This window comes from bacterium (assembly GCA_035295165.1).
Taxonomy (GTDB): domain Bacteria; phylum Sysuimicrobiota; class Sysuimicrobiia; order Sysuimicrobiales; family Segetimicrobiaceae; genus JAJPIA01.
In genome coordinates, this window is sequence record DATGJN010000066.1 from 68,918 (window position 1) to 84,256 (window position 15,339).

12 protein-coding genes are annotated in these 15,339 nt (G+C 69.7%); 8 read left to right on the top strand and 4 right to left on the bottom strand.

Annotated features, from left to right (window positions below; translation table 11 throughout):
• Positions 1-26: 26 nt before the first annotated feature.
• Positions 27-1,772: a peptidase M14 gene (locus VKZ50_10655; GenBank protein ID HLJ60180.1), complete on the top strand. Its 1,746-nt coding sequence runs from the start codon at positions 27-29 to the stop codon at positions 1,770-1,772.
• A 26-nt stretch (positions 1,773-1,798) separates the two neighbouring features.
• On the opposite strand, the gene VKZ50_10660 is transcribed toward VKZ50_10655, so the two are convergent.
• A complete protein-coding gene (locus tag VKZ50_10660) occupies positions 1,799-2,260 on the bottom strand; it encodes a RidA family protein (protein HLJ60181.1) in 462 nt (153 codons plus the stop codon).
• A gap of 205 nt (positions 2,261-2,465) precedes the next feature.
• Here VKZ50_10660 and VKZ50_10665 point away from each other — a divergent pair, with 205 nt between their 5' ends.
• Both VKZ50_10665 and VKZ50_10670 read left to right on the top strand, forming a co-directional pair.
• Entirely contained in the window at positions 2,466-3,854 is a 1,389-nt protein-coding gene (locus tag VKZ50_10665; protein HLJ60182.1) for an amidase, read from the top strand.
• Positions 3,851-4,036 (top strand): hypothetical protein, encoded by a 186-nt coding sequence (locus tag VKZ50_10670; GenBank protein ID HLJ60183.1) that lies wholly within the window; start codon positions 3,851-3,853, stop codon positions 4,034-4,036. Before VKZ50_10665 ends, VKZ50_10670 begins: the two co-directional genes overlap by 4 nt.
• A 14-nt stretch (positions 4,037-4,050) precedes the next feature.
• Here VKZ50_10670 and VKZ50_10675 read toward each other — a convergent pair whose 3' ends face one another.
• Positions 4,051-5,217 (bottom strand): Xaa-Pro peptidase family protein, encoded by a 1,167-nt coding sequence (locus tag VKZ50_10675; GenBank protein HLJ60184.1) that lies wholly within the window; start codon positions 5,215-5,217, stop codon positions 4,051-4,053.
• Positions 5,218-6,469: 1,252 nt separating this feature from the next.
• Between VKZ50_10675 and VKZ50_10680 the strand changes: the two genes are divergently transcribed.
• The gene (locus VKZ50_10680) at positions 6,470-7,546 is read left to right on the top strand and encodes a S1C family serine protease (protein ID HLJ60185.1); all 1,077 of its coding nucleotides are present in this window, start codon (positions 6,470-6,472) and stop codon (positions 7,544-7,546) included.
• Positions 7,547-7,568: 22 nt separating this feature from the next.
• Here VKZ50_10680 and VKZ50_10685 read toward each other — a convergent pair whose 3' ends face one another.
• Positions 7,569-9,068 carry a lyase family protein gene (locus VKZ50_10685; GenBank protein ID HLJ60186.1) on the bottom strand — a complete coding sequence of 500 codons (1,500 nt, stop codon included), beginning with the start codon at positions 9,066-9,068 and terminating at the stop codon, positions 7,569-7,571.
• Positions 9,069-9,162: 94 nt separating this feature from the next.
• Entirely contained in the window at positions 9,163-10,377 is a 1,215-nt protein-coding gene (locus tag VKZ50_10690; protein HLJ60187.1) for an ROK family protein, read from the bottom strand.
• A 230-nt stretch (positions 10,378-10,607) separates the two neighbouring features.
• Between VKZ50_10690 and VKZ50_10695 the strand changes: the two genes are divergently transcribed.
• From VKZ50_10695 to VKZ50_10710, 4 genes are all read left to right on the top strand, one after another.
• Positions 10,608-11,666, top strand: a complete 1,059-nt coding sequence (locus VKZ50_10695) for an extracellular solute-binding protein (GenBank protein HLJ60188.1) — start codon at positions 10,608-10,610, stop codon at positions 11,664-11,666.
• 96 nt (positions 11,667-11,762) lie between these two features.
• The gene (locus VKZ50_10700; GenBank protein ID HLJ60189.1) at positions 11,763-12,779 is read left to right on the top strand and encodes an ABC transporter ATP-binding protein; all 1,017 of its coding nucleotides are present in this window, start codon (positions 11,763-11,765) and stop codon (positions 12,777-12,779) included.
• The gene (locus VKZ50_10705; GenBank protein HLJ60190.1) at positions 12,779-14,491 is read left to right on the top strand and encodes an iron ABC transporter permease; all 1,713 of its coding nucleotides are present in this window, start codon (positions 12,779-12,781) and stop codon (positions 14,489-14,491) included. The genes VKZ50_10700 and VKZ50_10705 overlap by 1 nt, the downstream gene beginning before the upstream one ends.
• A gap of 36 nt (positions 14,492-14,527) precedes the next feature.
• Complete coding sequence (locus tag VKZ50_10710) at positions 14,528-15,316, top strand: creatininase family protein (GenBank protein HLJ60191.1); 789 nt, start codon at positions 14,528-14,530, stop codon at positions 15,314-15,316.
• Positions 15,317-15,339 lie beyond the last annotated feature (23 nt).

Below are 15,339 nucleotides of genomic sequence, written 5' to 3' on the forward strand. Positions count from 1 at the left end.
CGATGCGTTCCGCTAAGGAGGCCGCCATGACGGTGCTGCTGGACGAACGCGTCCCGGGGACGCTCGATCAGGTGACGGAGCGGCTGCGGGACGACACGTTCCGGGGCGCCCGCGTGGAGATCTGGGTCTTCGAGGGAGCCGCGCAGCGCCGTGCGGCCGAGGAGCGGTTGTCCGCGGCCGGCGTGGTCGCGAGGGTACGCAGCGCGTACAAGCCGCTCCTGCATTTCTTCTTGGAGGACGTGGCGATCGCCGACCTGCGGCGCGCCACCATCCGGTACCCTGTGCACGACGCCGCGCACGGTCGGCGATTCCTCGTCGAGGCGTTCCCGCTCGCGGCGCTGCTGAAGGGGACCGACGCGCGCTGGCTGCCGGGCGAGGCCGCCCTGTCCTACCGCGTCGAGCTCGAATATCGCGACCGCAACGCCACCGTCCACGAGGTCTTCGCCCCGAACCTCGTCCGGGAGGACCACCTCGGCGAACGCACGCTGTCGCCGACCGGCTGGCTGCGGATCACCGGGTCCCGCGACGGCGCCGGGGACGCGGATCGACCGCTTGAGACCGAGTTCGAGACGGCCTTCCACAAGGTCATCGCCGCGGTCGGGGCACACCCCTGGGGCGCGCAGGAACCGTACTTCGAGCAGTTGGTGATCCGCGCTGACATCCCCGGCGCCGAACAGCGGTTGCCCTATCTCGAGGAGTGCGTGAGCACGGCCGAAGCCCTGCACGAGGACGTCTATTTCTCCCTGCTCGAGTGGTTCAAGCGCCGCGCCGGCCGGGGAATCGACGATCGAACCACCCAACCGGGGCAGATCATCCCGGACATCCGGTACGCGGACGGGGCGGCGCGGGTGCGCGTCGCGCTCGAGCCGTTCAGGGCCACGCCGCCGCCGCAGGCCGCGGTCCCGCTCGAGACGGCCGACCGGCCGTTGAGCGCCGACCAGCTGGCGGCGGAGCTATCGGCACTCGGAGGCCGGCGGTTCTCCGCGACGTCGCGGCAGGGCCGCGCGGTCGCCGGCACCTACCACGCCGGGACGCATCCGGCGATCCTCGTGACCGCGGGACAGCACGCGAACGAAACGTCCGGGGTGGTCGGCGCGCTGCGCGCGGCCCGACGCCTCGCCGCGACACCCGGCGCGCACTTCGCGCTGATTCCGTCGGAGAATCCGGACGGCTACGCGCTGCACCGCCTGCTCTGCGCGCAGCACCCGCGGCACATGCACCACGCGGCCCGGTACACGGCGCTCGGCGACGACCTGCAGTCGCGGTCGCACGAGCCCCTCTACGAGAAGGCGGCCCGGCTGGAGGCCCTGCAACTGAGCGGCGCCGCGTTGCACATCAATCTGCACGGGTATCCTGCGCACGAGTGGACGCGTCCCATGTCGGGGTATCTCCCGCGCGGGTTCGACCTGTGGGCCGTGCCCAAGGGATTCTATCTGATCCTGCGTCACCATCGCGCCTGGGCCGATCGCGCGGCGGCCTTCCTGGCCCGACTCACCGAGCGGCTCGGGGCCGCGCCCGGCCTCGCCGCGTTCAACCGCACCCAGCTCGAGACCTACCGCGCCCACGCCGGCGAGTTGTCCTCCCCGGTCTATCACGACGTGCCCTGCCAGGTCGTCGAGGACGACCGGGCGCCGACCCCGCTCACCCTGATCACGGAGTTTCCCGACGAGACGATCTACGGGGAGCTGTTTGTTTTCGCGCACACGGTGCAGATGCAGACGGTGCTGGCCGCGGAAGAGATCCACGCGGCGCTCGAACCGGGCCGGGGGTAACGCGACCCGGACGGGCGCAGCGCGGGCTACGCCACCTGCACGATCATCTCGATCTCGACCGCGATGTCGAAGGGCAGCACGGCCATGCCGACCGCGGAACGCGCGTGGCGGCCGCGGTCGCCGAACAGCTCGACGAGCAGATCAGACGCCCCGTTGATCACGTCGGGCTGCTGGAAGAAATCCGGCGTGCTGTTGACCATCCCCAGCAGCTTGACGACGCGCTTCACGCGGTCCAAGTCGCCGATCACGGCGCGCAGCGACGCAAGCGCGTTGAGCATCACGAGCCTGGCGGCCTCGTACCCCTCGGCGACGGAGAAGTCCCGACCGAGCTTGCCGCGGTACGTGAGCTTTCCGTCTTTGACCGGACCGTGGCCGGAGACGAAGACCAGATCACCGACCTGGACGGCGCCGACGTAGTTCGCGACCGGCGCTGGCGCGGGGGGCAGCGCGAGCCCTATCGCCGCGAGCCTCTGCTCGACCTGTGACACGGGATCCTCCTTGACGTGCGATGTGGGCGACGCGCCGCCCGTGTGGGTTCGTTCGACGCGAGGCGCGCGAACAACTCCTGGTCCTCTCCCTCGGCGGTGTTCTCATGGCCCGGGGGCGAACGGTGCCGCCGGCTGCGAAGGAACCCGTCCTGCCGAACGGAGAACCTCGCTATCCGAGGACCGCACGCGACTCAAGGAGGTTTCCGTGGACGCTGAGCTGTGCTTCCTGCCGGCGACTGTCCTCACCGAGCAGATCGCCCACCGCAGGGTCTCGCCGGTCGAGATCGTGACGGCGCTGCTCGACCGCATCGACCGGTACAACGACACGCTGCACAGCTACATCACGGTCTGCCGGGAGTCCGCCCTCGCGGACGCGCGCGCGGCGGAACGCGAGATCGCCGCCGGGCGCCGCCGCGGGCCGCTCCACGGCCTTCCGATCGCCCACAAAGACATCGTCTTCACGCGCGGCGTGCGCACCACGTGCCACTCGAAGACGATGCTCGACTTCGTCCCGGAGGCGGACGCGACGGTGGTCCGCCGGCTCGCGGACGCCGGGATGATCGTGCTCGGCAAGACCAACACCACCGAATTCGCGATCGGCACGATGGACCTCTTCGGCACCGCCCGGACCCCCTGGGGCACGACGCACTACTCGGGCGGCTCCAGCGGCGGCGCTGGGAACGCCGTCGCCGCCGGTCTCGCGGTCGTCGCGACGGGTTCGGACACCGGCGGCTCGATCCGCATTCCGAGCGCGCTGTGCGGTGTCGCCGGCCTCAAACCCACGTACGGCCGGGTCAGCCGTCACGGCGTGTTCCCGCTCAGCTTCAGCATGGACCACGTGGGCCCGATGTGCCGGACGGTCGGCGACTGCGCGCTCGTGCTTCGGGCACTCGCGGGCGCGGATCCGCACGACCCGACCTCGTCGGGGGTGCCGGTCCCCGACTACACGACCGAGCTCGGCCGCGGCGTGAAAGGCCTCCGGCTGGGGATTCCGCAGCAGCACTTCTACGACCAACTCGACCCCGAGGTCGATCGGACGGTGCGCGCGGCGCTGCGGCAGCTCGAGGCCCTCGGCGCGACGCCGGTCCCGGTGGACCTGCCGCGGGCCACGGAGATCGGTTTCGTCGGCTGGGCGCTGCTCGCCGCGGAAGCCTACGGCGCGCACGCGGGGCGCCTGCGCACGCGGTACGCGGACTACGGCCTGCGGGCCCGCCAGCGCATCGCCGCGGGCGCGTTCCTCACCGCCGCCGAATACCAGCAGGCCGCGCAGCTCCGCGGGGTGTGGACCCGCGAGGTCAACGCCGTGCTGGCGCGCGTGGACGCGATCGTCACCCCGACGATGCCGTTTGCGGGGATCCCCGTCGAGGTTCAGAACCGCACGCCGCCGGAAACGACCTGGGGCACGATCCCGTTCAACCTGACCGGCCACCCCGCCCTCACGCTCCCGTGCGGCTTCACCGCGGCCGGGCTTCCGGTCGGCCTGCAGCTCGTCGGCAGGGCGTTCGACGAGGGCACGCTGTTTCGGATCGGCCACGCCTACGAGCAGTCCACGGAGTGGCACACGCGGCGCCCGATGCTGGAGGTGCGTGCATGACGGCGTTCACGAAAGAGTGGCTCAAAGCCGAGGCCGCGGCACAGGGGCTCGCCCTGACCGACGCAGACGCCGAGGCGATTTTTCAACGGCTCACGCTCGTGAAGGCCGCGTTGGCCGCGCAGCGGGTGGAGGCCACCGAGACGCTCGAGCCGCCCTACCAGTTTGTGATGCCCGCGGAATAACGCACGGGCGGCGCTCAACGCAGGAGGTTCTCGTCGAACGGCAGGTTCGTCAGTACGCGGCACCCGGTGTCCGTGATCACCACGGTGTCTTCGAGCTCGACTCCTCCGACGGACAGGTCGTCGTACGTGTACAGGGACGGCTCCAGGCTGATCACCATCCCGGGTTCGAGCGGGACATCGACGCCGGGTCCGACGAGCGGCTCGCCGTGCAATCCGAACCCGAGCTGGTGGCCGCTGGCCCAGTGCTGGCCGTACTTCTCCAATCCGGCATCCCGCACCGCGGCGCGCACGACCCGGTCGACGTCCGAACACAACACGCCGGGTTTGGCCGCGGCGATCGCCTGCCGCAGGGCGTCGTGCGCCGCGCGGTAAAGCTGGCGCTGCCGCGAGGTCGGCTCTCCCACGATCATCGTCCGCGCAACGTCGCCGGTGTACCCGCGGTGGACACATCCGAAGTCGAGGATCACCATCTCGCCGGACCCGATCCGGCGGGTCGTGGCCACGCGCTCCCAGATCGCCGCGTTCGCGCCCGAGGCCACGACCGGGATGAACGGGTTCATCTCGGACCCGAGTAGCCGCATGCGGTACTCCCCCGCTGCGGACACCTCGATCTCGGTCTTGCCGGGCGCGACCGCCGCGGCGGCCGCCGCCGTACCTTCCTGCGCGATCCTGAGCGCCTGTTCGATCAACTCGACTTCCAGCGGGTGTTTGACGGCCGACAGGTCCACCCACACCCCGGAGGCGTCCACCAACTCCAGGCGCGGCAGTTGGTCGCGGAGACCCTGGTGCACGAACTGCGGCATCAGATCGAAGCCGACCCGCCCGCCCGTCAACCCATAATCCGTCAGGATCGCCGCCAGCGCGTGCGGCCACTCGTGCAACCCTGGCAGACGCCTCGCGTCGGTCACCCGGCTGCGCACGGCGATTCGCCGCTCTTCCCCCGCGACCGTGAACCCGAGGACGGGCTCTTTCCCGCACGGCACCAGCGCCGCGTACTCGATATCGAGAAAAGGCCGGTATCCCTTTGCGTAGAACTCCGTCACGTATCGAACCGCGTCGTGTTTGAGCAGCAGCAACGCGTCAAGTCCTCGGCGACGGAGCGCATCCTGCACCTTGCGCATCTTCGCCTGGTGCACGTCGTCGCCACAATAGAAGAGCGGCTCCTGTGCGATCTGAGTCACGTCCGACCCTCCGCCGCGGTCCCGGTATCGGCCTGCCTTTCCTCGACTTCGCCGGTGCGCACGACGCGGCCTGTGGGAGGCGCCTGAGGCCGTCAGCCGTCGTAGGAGGAGCCTCTCATGGGGAGCGTGCGGCTCCCTGCCGAGCTAGAGGCCAAGATTGATCGAGCTGCAGCGCGCGCGGGCGTGAGCCGATCGGTGTTTATCCGGCAGGCGTTGGCACAGTCTTGTGATGCTCGGCTGTCGGCGAATCTACGCGATCGCCTCGGTGACGTGATCGGCACGATATCCTCAGGGAAATTGCGGGCGCGAGACAGTGGGCGCGTATTTACGGAGCTCGTCGCAAGGAAGCATCACGCGCGACGGACGAGATGATCCTGACGGATGCGAGCCCCCTCGTCGCGCTGCTCGATAAGAAGGACCGTGACCACGATGCGTGCGTGAGGCAGGCCGCGTGGCTTTCCGCCCCGATGCTGACGACCTGGCCGGCGTTCACCGAGGCGATGTATTTGCTCGGGCACGCCGAACCCCCGAAGGGACAAGCGATCCTGTGGGATCTCGTAACCCGTGGGGATCTCGAGATAGCCCAGGCCTCGTATCATGAAACACGCCGCATGGCAGCGCTCATGAAACAAGTATCAGGATGTGCCGATGGACCTCGCCGACGCCTCACTCATTGCCCTTGCGGAAGCACGGAGCCTGTCGCGGATATTTACACTCGACAGGCATTTCAAGGCCTACAGGCTCTCCAACAGAGAAGCGTTGGGGGTAGTGTCGTGACCCTCGCATCCACCGCCGGATGGCCGCCCTAGCCCCTGTTTTTCCCTGTTGGGTCCCGCGATACCTTACAGTAGGACGTGTCCTTCCTCTCACGCACACGCTCATCAGACGCAAACCACTGGACCACTTGCGCGGGTCGGTCTGTCCTCAGAGTCCTACTCGGCCATCCGTTGCAGGGCCGATTGAAGACTCATGCGGTGCGATGTCGACGAAATGGATCCCCGGCCTGCGGATCTTTCCACGGAGCCTTTGGGAGCCGCGCAGGACGCAGAGGCACTTATTCAAGGTCCTCAGCGACACGGCGCACCTAGCCGCGCCGTCGCTGTGCATCGCGAGATAGCGTGGCGGTATGTGCCGTCGCTAGGTGCCCCGACGAGTATTCACGAATTGGCGCGCGTACCCCGCCCACCATCAGGAGTCGGCGGCCCCCAACACGAACTCATCACCGGACCCAGGGGACATGAAGGAGACGGAGATGCGGCGGTGGCTCGCCCTCGCGACGGTGTGCTGGCTGGTGACCTGCACTGTTCCTGACCGGAGCAGTGCGCAGCCTCTTGTTGACCTCGTTACGCGAGTGACGCCGTCGGTGGCGTTCGTGCTTGCGAAAGACGCGGACGGGAAACCGATGAGCGGCGGGAGCGCCTTCGTGATCGCGCCGGGCGTGCTACTGACCGCCCTGCACGTCGTGCAGCAGGCGACGGAGGTCTCCGTGCAGTTGCCGGGTGCGGCGGCGGTCGCTGCGGATGTCGTCGGGATCGACATCGACCACGACATCGCGCTGCTCCGCGCCGCGGACCTGCAGCCGGCAGGCGTTTCTCCGCTCACGCTCGGGAATTCCACCGCCGTCCAGCTGGGGCAAGCGATCGCGGTGGTCGGCTATCCGCTCTCGTCGCCCGATCACCCGACCGTGACGGTGACGCAGGGAATCGTGAGCGCGCTCCGCACCCAGGAGGGGATGTTGCAGATCGACGCCGCGATCAACCCGGGCGCGAGCGGGGGGCCTGTGCTGACGGCCGACGGGCGGGTGATCGGCATCGTCGACGCTTCGCTGCGCGGGGCCCAGAGTTTCAACTTCGCCGTTCCGATCGATCTCGCGAAGCCGCTCGCGGAGCGCGCCCCGACCCTCGGCCGGCTGCCGTTGCCGCTCACGTCATCAAAGGAGGTGACGCTCGGGCACTCGGGGAGCGGCATCGGTCCGGGGAGACACGAGGAACGCGAAGGGAGCGCGTGCGTAGACCCGCCGCCCCACGCCGCCGTCCTCGCGGAGGTGCGGGTCACGTTGGATGTCCAGCGCCCGCTGCACATGCTCGCCTGGCTGTCCTGGGAACGGGGCATCCCGCCCGAGGACCCGAACAAGTTCGCGCAGATCGACGACACGGTACCGAGCCAGCTGATCAAGCCCCTGACGCTGGAGGCTCCGCCGGCGACCGTGTGCCTCAACTATCTCGTGTACAACAACGGCGGGGGCGGCGCGAACCGGACCTTCGGCGTCACCTACACGCTCGTCTACCAAGTCTTCGACGTGCCGTCCACCATCGCGGGGTCGAACTGAGCGCCCGGCGCCGCGCGCGGGATCACGAGCCGCCCGGCCGCCCCCGAGCGATCTCGTCGCACCGGGTCTCGAGCAGCGCGCGGGAAGAGTGGAGTCGCTCCCGCGCCCCGGCGGTCCATCGCTCCGTGTCGTCCAGCGACCGGCCGACCGCCGCAAGCTCCGCGTCGATCTTCTCCGGTGCCGGTCCGCCGACGCTCGTCCGCGTCGTGACGAACGTGCGCGGGTCGAGCAGCGCCTGCAGCTCGGCGGTCTCGAACGCCGCCGGCCGCCCGAGCACGTCGCCGGTCACGGCGCGCATCAACTCCTGCGTCCACGTCCGCGGATCCGGCGCGCGATGCACCATCGCCGACACCACGGTGTGCGCCTGGCGCTGCGACGTGCCGTACCGGCGCACCATCGCGTCCATCAGCTCCGTCGCGGTCGCCCCGGACGCCACGATCTCCTCGGGGGCCGCGCCGGGACCGATCGTCATGGACATGAGCGCGAGGTCGAGGACGCGCGCGACGTCGGCCGCGTCGTCGAGCGTGCGCCAGAGGTCCGCCTGGAGTTCCGACGTCGCGCGATTGTCGTCTTCGAACGGGGTCGCGGCCACGCCCGCGATCTCGCCGGCCAGCATGCCCGCCGCGCGCGCGGCGCGCGCGCGCAGATGCTCGACGAAGACCAAGTTCCGCTTCTGCGGCATCATGCTGCTAATCTGGACGAACCCCGGGTCGATCGTCACCAGCGGCCGCGGACCGGTGCCCCACGCCTCGACCATGGCCAGCAGCCGGCTGTCGCCGGCGAGCGCCACGCCGCATGCCGCGAGCGCCGAGAGCGCGTAATCGGCGCCCACCACGGCGTCGTACGTGTTCTCGACGAGCCCGTCGAACCCCAGCAGGCGTGCGGTGTCGCGGCGGTCGAACGCGAACGCGGTCCCCGCGAGCGCGCACGCGCCGAGCGGAGACCGGTTCACCTGATCATAGGCGAACCGGTAGCGCGCGAGATCGCGGAGCACCGTTTCGGCGTACCCGGCGAGCACGTGTCCCACGGTGGTTGGCTGCGCCGGCTGGCCGTGGGTGCGCGCGAGCAGGAGCACGTCGCGGCCGTCACGCGCGCGTGTCGCGGCCGCCCGCCCGAGCCCGAGCGTCGCATCGACGACCGCGAGGAGCCGGCCGCGGACGATCATCCGAAACGCGCCGGCGTCCAAATCGTTGCGACTGCGGGCCAGTTGGAGATTGCCCGCGACGTCGGCCCCCAGCCGCCCGGCGAGCGCGCGCTCCACGAAGAAGTACACGTCCTCGACGTCGGGATCGTATTCGAGCGAGGCGGGCGGGACCCCAGCGAGCACCTCCAGCCCATGGAGGAGCCGCGCCGCCTGGTCCTGCGTGAGGACGCCGCCCGAGGCGAGCGTGACCACGTGCGCGCGGCTCGCCTCGATCAGCACCGGGTAGAGATCGGCCTTCCAGGCGTCGAAGATCGGCTTGAGCACGGCCGTGCGATAGCGGTCCCTGAGATCTCGGCTTCCGGATACCCCTTCGCTCACGACTGCGTCCTCCGAGGCGGGGCGGCCGCGTCTCCGGGCGGCCCGGCTGCATGCACACGTTCTCCGGGACCCCGGAACTCCCTGTGCGTCCTCGCTACGCGCCCTCGCGACCCTCCGCCGGCCCCGCGGGCAGCGCCGGCTCGAAGACGAGCGCCCGCGCAACCGCGCCCATCACGGTCCCCTGATCGCCCAACTCCGCTCGAACGATGGCCGGGCCGCCCGGCAGCGCCGCGGCGACGTGCGCGCGGATGCGGTCGAGCATGAGATCGGCCGACCGCATCACGCCTCCGCCGAGGACAATCATGTCCGGATCGAGGAGCGCGCCGATGTTCGCCACTGCGACCGCAAGCGCGTCCGCGGTGTCGGCCACGATCTCGCGCGCATCCGGGTCCCCGTCGCGCGCGGCGGCGAACACGTGAAGCGCGGAGATTCCGTCGGGGGCGCCGGCGAGTTCCACGATCCGGCCTCCGCCGCCGCGGGCCACGACCTGGCGCGCCCGCCGGGCGATGCCGGGTCCCGCCGCGAACGTTTCCAGACATCCAAACTCGGTGAACGGGGTCCCGACGTACCGCCGGTCGAACACGGTGAAGCCGACCTCGCCTGCGGCCTCGCGGCGTCCCCGATAGAGCTCGCCTTCGAGAATGATGCCCGCGCCGATGCCCGTGCCGATCACGACGCACACGGCACTCCTCGTTCCCTGCGCCGCGCCGAACCAGAACTCGCCGAGCGCGACCATGTTGGCGTCGTTCTCGACCACCGCAGGCGCGCCGAAGCGCGTCTCGAGCTCGGCGGCGAGGGCGACGTCACGCCAGCCGACGGCGGGCGCATGAACGACGACACCGCCGCGCGTCACCCCCGGCACCCCGACGCCGATCGCCCGCACGCGGGTCGATGGGACCCCGCTCGCGTCAAGCAGTGCTCGCACCGCGTCGTACAGCCGCTGCGCCGCGAGCGACGACCCTTCGAGTACAATCGGGACGTTGACGGTGTGAACGACCCGCCCGCTGAGATCTGCGATCGCCCCGGCCAGGTGGCTGCCGCCGACGTCCACCCCGATGACGTAGCCCATCGTCGCGTTGAACCGAAGCAGCAGCGGTTTCCGACCGCCGCTGGATCGCCCCTTGGTTTCGACCGTCACCAGGCCTTCGGCCGCGAGCCCCCGAATCACGCGGAGCACCGTAGGGGCGCTGAGCGTGGTGATGCGGGCCAGTTCGGCCTGCGAGACCAGTCCTCGCGCCCTGAGCGCGTGGATCACCGCGAGCCGGTTAATCTCTCTGGCAACGGTGTTGCTCTTGACAACGGGTCGCATGGATGGATATCTTTCTTATGAATAGAAAGAAAGTATATCCCGATCGTACAAGAGCCCGATCTTGAATGTCAAGCCGCAGCGCCGGCGCGCAGGTGCGGCGTGGAGGACCCGGTCAGAACACGCGGATCGGCGAGATGCGATTCAGACGCCGGCCCATCAACAAAACCGCAGCGTCAATCGACCGTCGGAGAACGCATGTCTGCTCGAGACAATCAGGGGGGTGGCTTCTGATGATTCGGCGTCATCGATCTACAGGATGGCTGGCCGGGTTCGTGCTCCTGCTCGCGCTCGTCGTGTCCGTGCCGGCCGGCGGCTTGGCGCAGGCCGCCAACACGCTCATCATCTACACGGCGCGCGACAAGGCGATCTTCGACTACGTTGTCGCGAAGTTCGAGGAGCGGTATCCGGAGTACAAGGGCAACGTCCAGGTCCTGAACATGGGCGCCCAGCAGGAACTCGAGCGGGTGCGCGCCGAGAAGGCCAACCCTCAGGCGGACATCTGGTGGGGTGGAACGCAGCAGGCGTTTGAGATCGCCGCGCAAGAAGGGCTCCTCGCGTCGACGAAGCCGTCGTTCGCGAGCCAGATCCCGGCCCAGGACAAGGGCGCGAACGGCACGTGGTACGGAGAGATCCTGCTGCCCGAGGTCATCATGTACAACTCCCAGGCGCTCAAGCCCAACGAAGCGCCGCAGGACTGGGACGAACTGCTCGATCCCAAGTGGAAGGGCAAGATCATCATCCGCGGGGTCGCGCCGTCCGGGACGATGCACACGATCTTCGACTCGATGATCGCGCGCTTCTACAAGGTCGACAACAATCCGAACCGCGGGTACGATTGGCTCCGCAAACTCGACGCGAACACCAAGTCCTACGCGGCCGACCCGACCGCCCTCTACCTCGCGATCGCCCGCCAGGAGGGCCTCGTGAGCGTGTGGGATCTGCAGGACATCCTGATCGAGAAGGAACAGCAGAAGCTGCCGTTCGACTACGTGATGCCGAAGAGCGGCGCGCCCGTGCTCGTGGACGGCGTCGCCGAGGTGAAGGGCACGAAGCACACGCAGGCCGCGGACCGATTCTTGGAGTTGCTGTACACGCCGGAGGTTCGCCTGGCGCTGACCGCAGAATTCTATCAGATCTCGACGACGCCGATGGGATCGATGCCGCAGCCGGCGTGGCTGAAGACCCTGCGCCTCAAGACGATGGACGTGCCCTGGAGCCTGATCACGGCGCACGACCAGGAGTGGATCCAGTACTGGGATCAGAACATCAAGGGCAAGGGCGGGCGCTAGCCGGCCGGCGACGTCGGCCCACGCGGAAGGAGCGGGCGTCTGCTTAGGGTCGCCGTCGAGCACGTCACGAAGACGTTCCCCGGCGGCACCACCGCCGTGCGCGACGCCGACCTGGCCGTCGCCCCGGGCGAGTTCTTCACGCTCCTCGGGCCGTCCGGGTGCGGGAAGACGACGATCCTCCGGATGCTCGCCGGGTTCCTCCTGCCCTCGGCGGGCCGGATCGTGTTCGGAGAGCAGGACGTCACGCGCGTCCCGCCGAACCGGCGCGGCACCGCGATGGTGTTCCAGAACTACGCGCTGTTTCCGCACCTGAGCGTGTTCGAGAACGTCGCGTTCGGCCTCAGGATCCGGCGCGTCTCCGCGGCGGACCTGCGGCGACGGGTCGGCGAGGCGCTGGCGCAGGTGCGCCTCACCCACCTGGAGGGCCGCCGGATCGACCAGCTCTCCGGCGGCCAGCAGCAGCGGGTGGCGCTCGCGCGCGCGCTCGTCGTCCAGCCGAACGTGCTGCTGCTCGACGAACCCCTGTCCAACCTCGACGCCAAACTGCGCGAGGAGACCCGGGCCGAGATCCGGCGGATTCAGACCGCCGCCGGCATCACCACCGTGTACGTCACTCATGACCAGGCCGAGGCCATGGCGGTCTCCGACCGAATCGCGGTCATGTCCGCCGGCGAGATCCACCAGATCGGCACGCCCCCGGAAGTGTACTACCGCCCGGCGACACGGTTCGTCGCCGAGTTCATCGGCAAGAACAACCTCGTCCAGGGCACGCTCGTCGCGGCGTCGGGACGCTCCGGTACCGTGGACGCCGGCGACGGGCTGCGGCTCGAGGTCCCGCTCGACGGGCGGCCGGGCCCCGGACCGGCGACTGGTACCCGGGTGCTGCTCTCCATCCGTCCGGAGGCGTTTCGTGTGGCCGCGCCCGGCGAGACGCGGAACGTGCTCGCGGGCACGGTGCGACGCCACGAGTTCGGAGGCGCCTACACCGAGTACTCCGTCGCCGCCGGCGGCCGCGACTGGACCGTCTGGCTTCCGCGCGAGGGGCTGGACGCGTACGCGGCCGGGACCACGCTCCGGTTGGCGGTGGCCCAGATCTACGTGGTCGCGTCGTGATGGAGCCTGCCGCAGGCCGGCCGGCACTCCCGCGGGCCGCCTCGCCGTGGATCTCGTACGCTGCGGTCGCGGCGGTCGCCGTGACGCTGTACGGCTACGTCGTCCTGCCGCTGCTCGCGACGTTCCGCGAGGGCGTCACCGGAGCGCACGGGTTCACGTTCGAGCAGTACCGCGCGTTCTTCTCGCTCCTGCACCCGGCCAACCTCGAGTCGCTGCGAACCAGCCTGTGGATCTCGATCATGAGTGTGCTCACCTGCGGGAGCGTCGGGGTCACGCTGGCGTTCCTCCTGAACCGGATCGAGTTCCCCGGACGTCGCGCCCTGGAGATCGTCTCGCTGGTGCCGCTGGCGCTCCCGCCGCTGATCGGCGTCTACACCTTTGTGTTCCTGTACGCTGAGAGCGGCATCGTGCCCCGCGGCCTGCAGGCGATCTTCCACCTCCACGCCGCGCCGTTCGCGCTGCGCGGCCTCGTGGGCGTCATCGTCGTCCACACGTTTACGATGTACCCGTACTTCTACCTCGCCGCCGCTGCCGCGCTCGCCGGCCTGGATCCGTCGCTCGAAGAAGCCGCGAGCAACCTCGGCGCGGGCCGCTGGCACGTCTGGACCCGCGTGATCCTGCCCCTGTTGACCCCGGCGCTCGTCGCCGGGTCGCTCCTCGTCTTCATGGTCTCGATGGCGTCGTACACGGCGCCGCTGATCTTTGGCGTGGACCGCACGATGACGATGCAGATCTACATCTCGCGGACCAACGGCGATCTTGCGCTCGCCTCCGCGCAGGCCACAATCCTGTCGGCGGTCTCGATCGGGTTCCTGATCGCGATGCGCTGGTATCAGGGCCGGCGCATCTACCGCAGCCTGTCCAAGGGGACGGCGGCGGCGCGCGCCGAGGTGCGGCACCCGATGGGGCGGGCACTCGTGGTGTCCGCCGCGGCACTGCTCGTCCTGATCCTGATCGCGCCGATCCTGGTGCTGGTCCTGATCTCGTTCTCGAAGGACGCGACCTGGACCGTCCAGGTCCTCCCGCCGGTGTACACGCTCGAGAACTATGCGCGCCTGGTGACCGACCGCCAGACGTGGCTGCCGATCCGCAACAGCCTCGACATGAGCACGCTCTCGACGCTGGGGGACGTGCTGCTGGGCGTCGCCGCAGCGTACGTGATCGCCAGGCTGGCCGTCCGGGGCAAGGGGCTGCTGGACATCGCGGTGATGCTGCCGTGGGCGCTGCCCGGCACGGTCGTCGGCATCAACCTGATCACCGCGTTCAACCAGCCGTCGGTGTTCAGCCTGGAGCGGATCCTCGTCGGCACGTTCTGGATCCTGCCGCTGGCGTACTTCGTCCGCGGCCTCCCGCTGGTGTTCCGCTCGACGTCGGCCACGATGGCGCAGCTCGATCCGGCGCTTGAAGAGGCCGCGGCGAACCTCGGCGCGTCCTGGTGGTACGCGTTCAGGCGGGTGACGCTGCCGCTGATCGGCCGGGGCGTGCTCGCCGGGGCGTTGCTGGCGTTCGCGCAGGGCGTCGGTGAGTTCGTCGCGTCGATCTTGATCTACACGCCGGCGAGCCGGCCGCTGTCGGTCGCGATCTACAACGAGCTGTACTCGTTTCAGTTCGGCACCGCGGCCGCATACGGCGTGTTTCAAGTCCTGATCGTGCTGGTCGTGCTCACGATCGTGCGGGGACCGAGTCGAAACGGCACGCTGCCGATGGGCTGAGCCCGTGCGGCGCGAACCGGAGGGAGGCACATCACGATGGCCGTCGTGCACGCGGTCGCACACATTCCGGGGGGACGTCTGGCCGAGTGGGTCGGGCGCGCCGACTTCGCCGTCCTGCCGCTCGGCAGCGTCGAGTGGCACGGGCCGCACCTCGCGCTCGGTACGGACTTGATCTTGACCGAGGGGTTCGCCGGGACCCTCGAGGGCGAGTTTACGGCCGTGGCGTACCCCGCGGTCACGTACGCCGCGTGCCCCGGCAAGACGCGCGGGTATCCGGGAACGGTCGCGATCCGCCCCAGCGTCGCGCTGGAGTACCTGTGCGACGTGCTCGAGGGGATCCTCCAGGCCGGATTCGTCCGGGTGCTGCTGCTCAACGCCCACGACGCCAACATGTCGGTCGCGCGGGCCGCGATGGAGTGGGTCTCGGGCAAGCACACCGCGAGCCTGCTGTTGGTGAACTGGTGGCAGATGGTCGCCCCGCCGGAGACCGACGCGCAGCGCATGTTCGAGCGCCACAGCGGCCGGGGGCACGGCGGTCCCTATGAGACCGCGGCGGCGTGGGCGTTCGCCCACGACGCGGTCGAGCTGGACCTCGCGCCCGAGCTTCCGCCGCGGCCGGCCCTCGCGACCGACCGTCCCTACGTGCTGGTCGAGTCCGCGCCTACGCCCTGGGACGGGTACGCCGGATACGTGCGCCAGGCGTCGCTCGAAAAAGGAGAACAGATCGTACGGCAGGCGCGCGCCCACCTGGCCGCAGTCATCCGCGCCTGGCTGGACGCGCCGCCACCGGGCGCGCCCAAAGACGCGGGCGCTCCGCGCGGTTGACCCGGCGCGCGAAGGCCTGTGCT

What these genes read in the sequence shown, in the direction of transcription:
- VKZ50_10680 (HLJ60185.1), top strand. Translation starts at nt 6,470, where the DNA reads ATGCGGCGGTGGCTCGCCCTCGCGACGGTGTGCTGGCTGGTGACCTGC.
- VKZ50_10670 (HLJ60183.1), top strand. Translation starts at nt 3,851, where the DNA reads ATGACGGCGTTCACGAAAGAGTGGCTCAAAGCCGAGGCCGCGGCACAG.
- VKZ50_10655 (HLJ60180.1), top strand. Translation starts at nt 27, where the DNA reads ATGACGGTGCTGCTGGACGAACGCGTCCCGGGGACGCTCGATCAGGTG.
- VKZ50_10705 (HLJ60190.1), top strand. Translation starts at nt 12,779, where the DNA reads ATGGAGCCTGCCGCAGGCCGGCCGGCACTCCCGCGGGCCGCCTCGCCG.
- VKZ50_10690 (HLJ60187.1), bottom strand. Translation starts at nt 10,377, where the DNA reads ATGCGACCCGTTGTCAAGAGCAACACCGTTGCCAGAGAGATTAACCGG.
- VKZ50_10695 (HLJ60188.1), top strand. Translation starts at nt 10,608, where the DNA reads ATGATTCGGCGTCATCGATCTACAGGATGGCTGGCCGGGTTCGTGCTC.
- VKZ50_10710 (HLJ60191.1), top strand. Translation starts at nt 14,528, where the DNA reads ATGGCCGTCGTGCACGCGGTCGCACACATTCCGGGGGGACGTCTGGCC.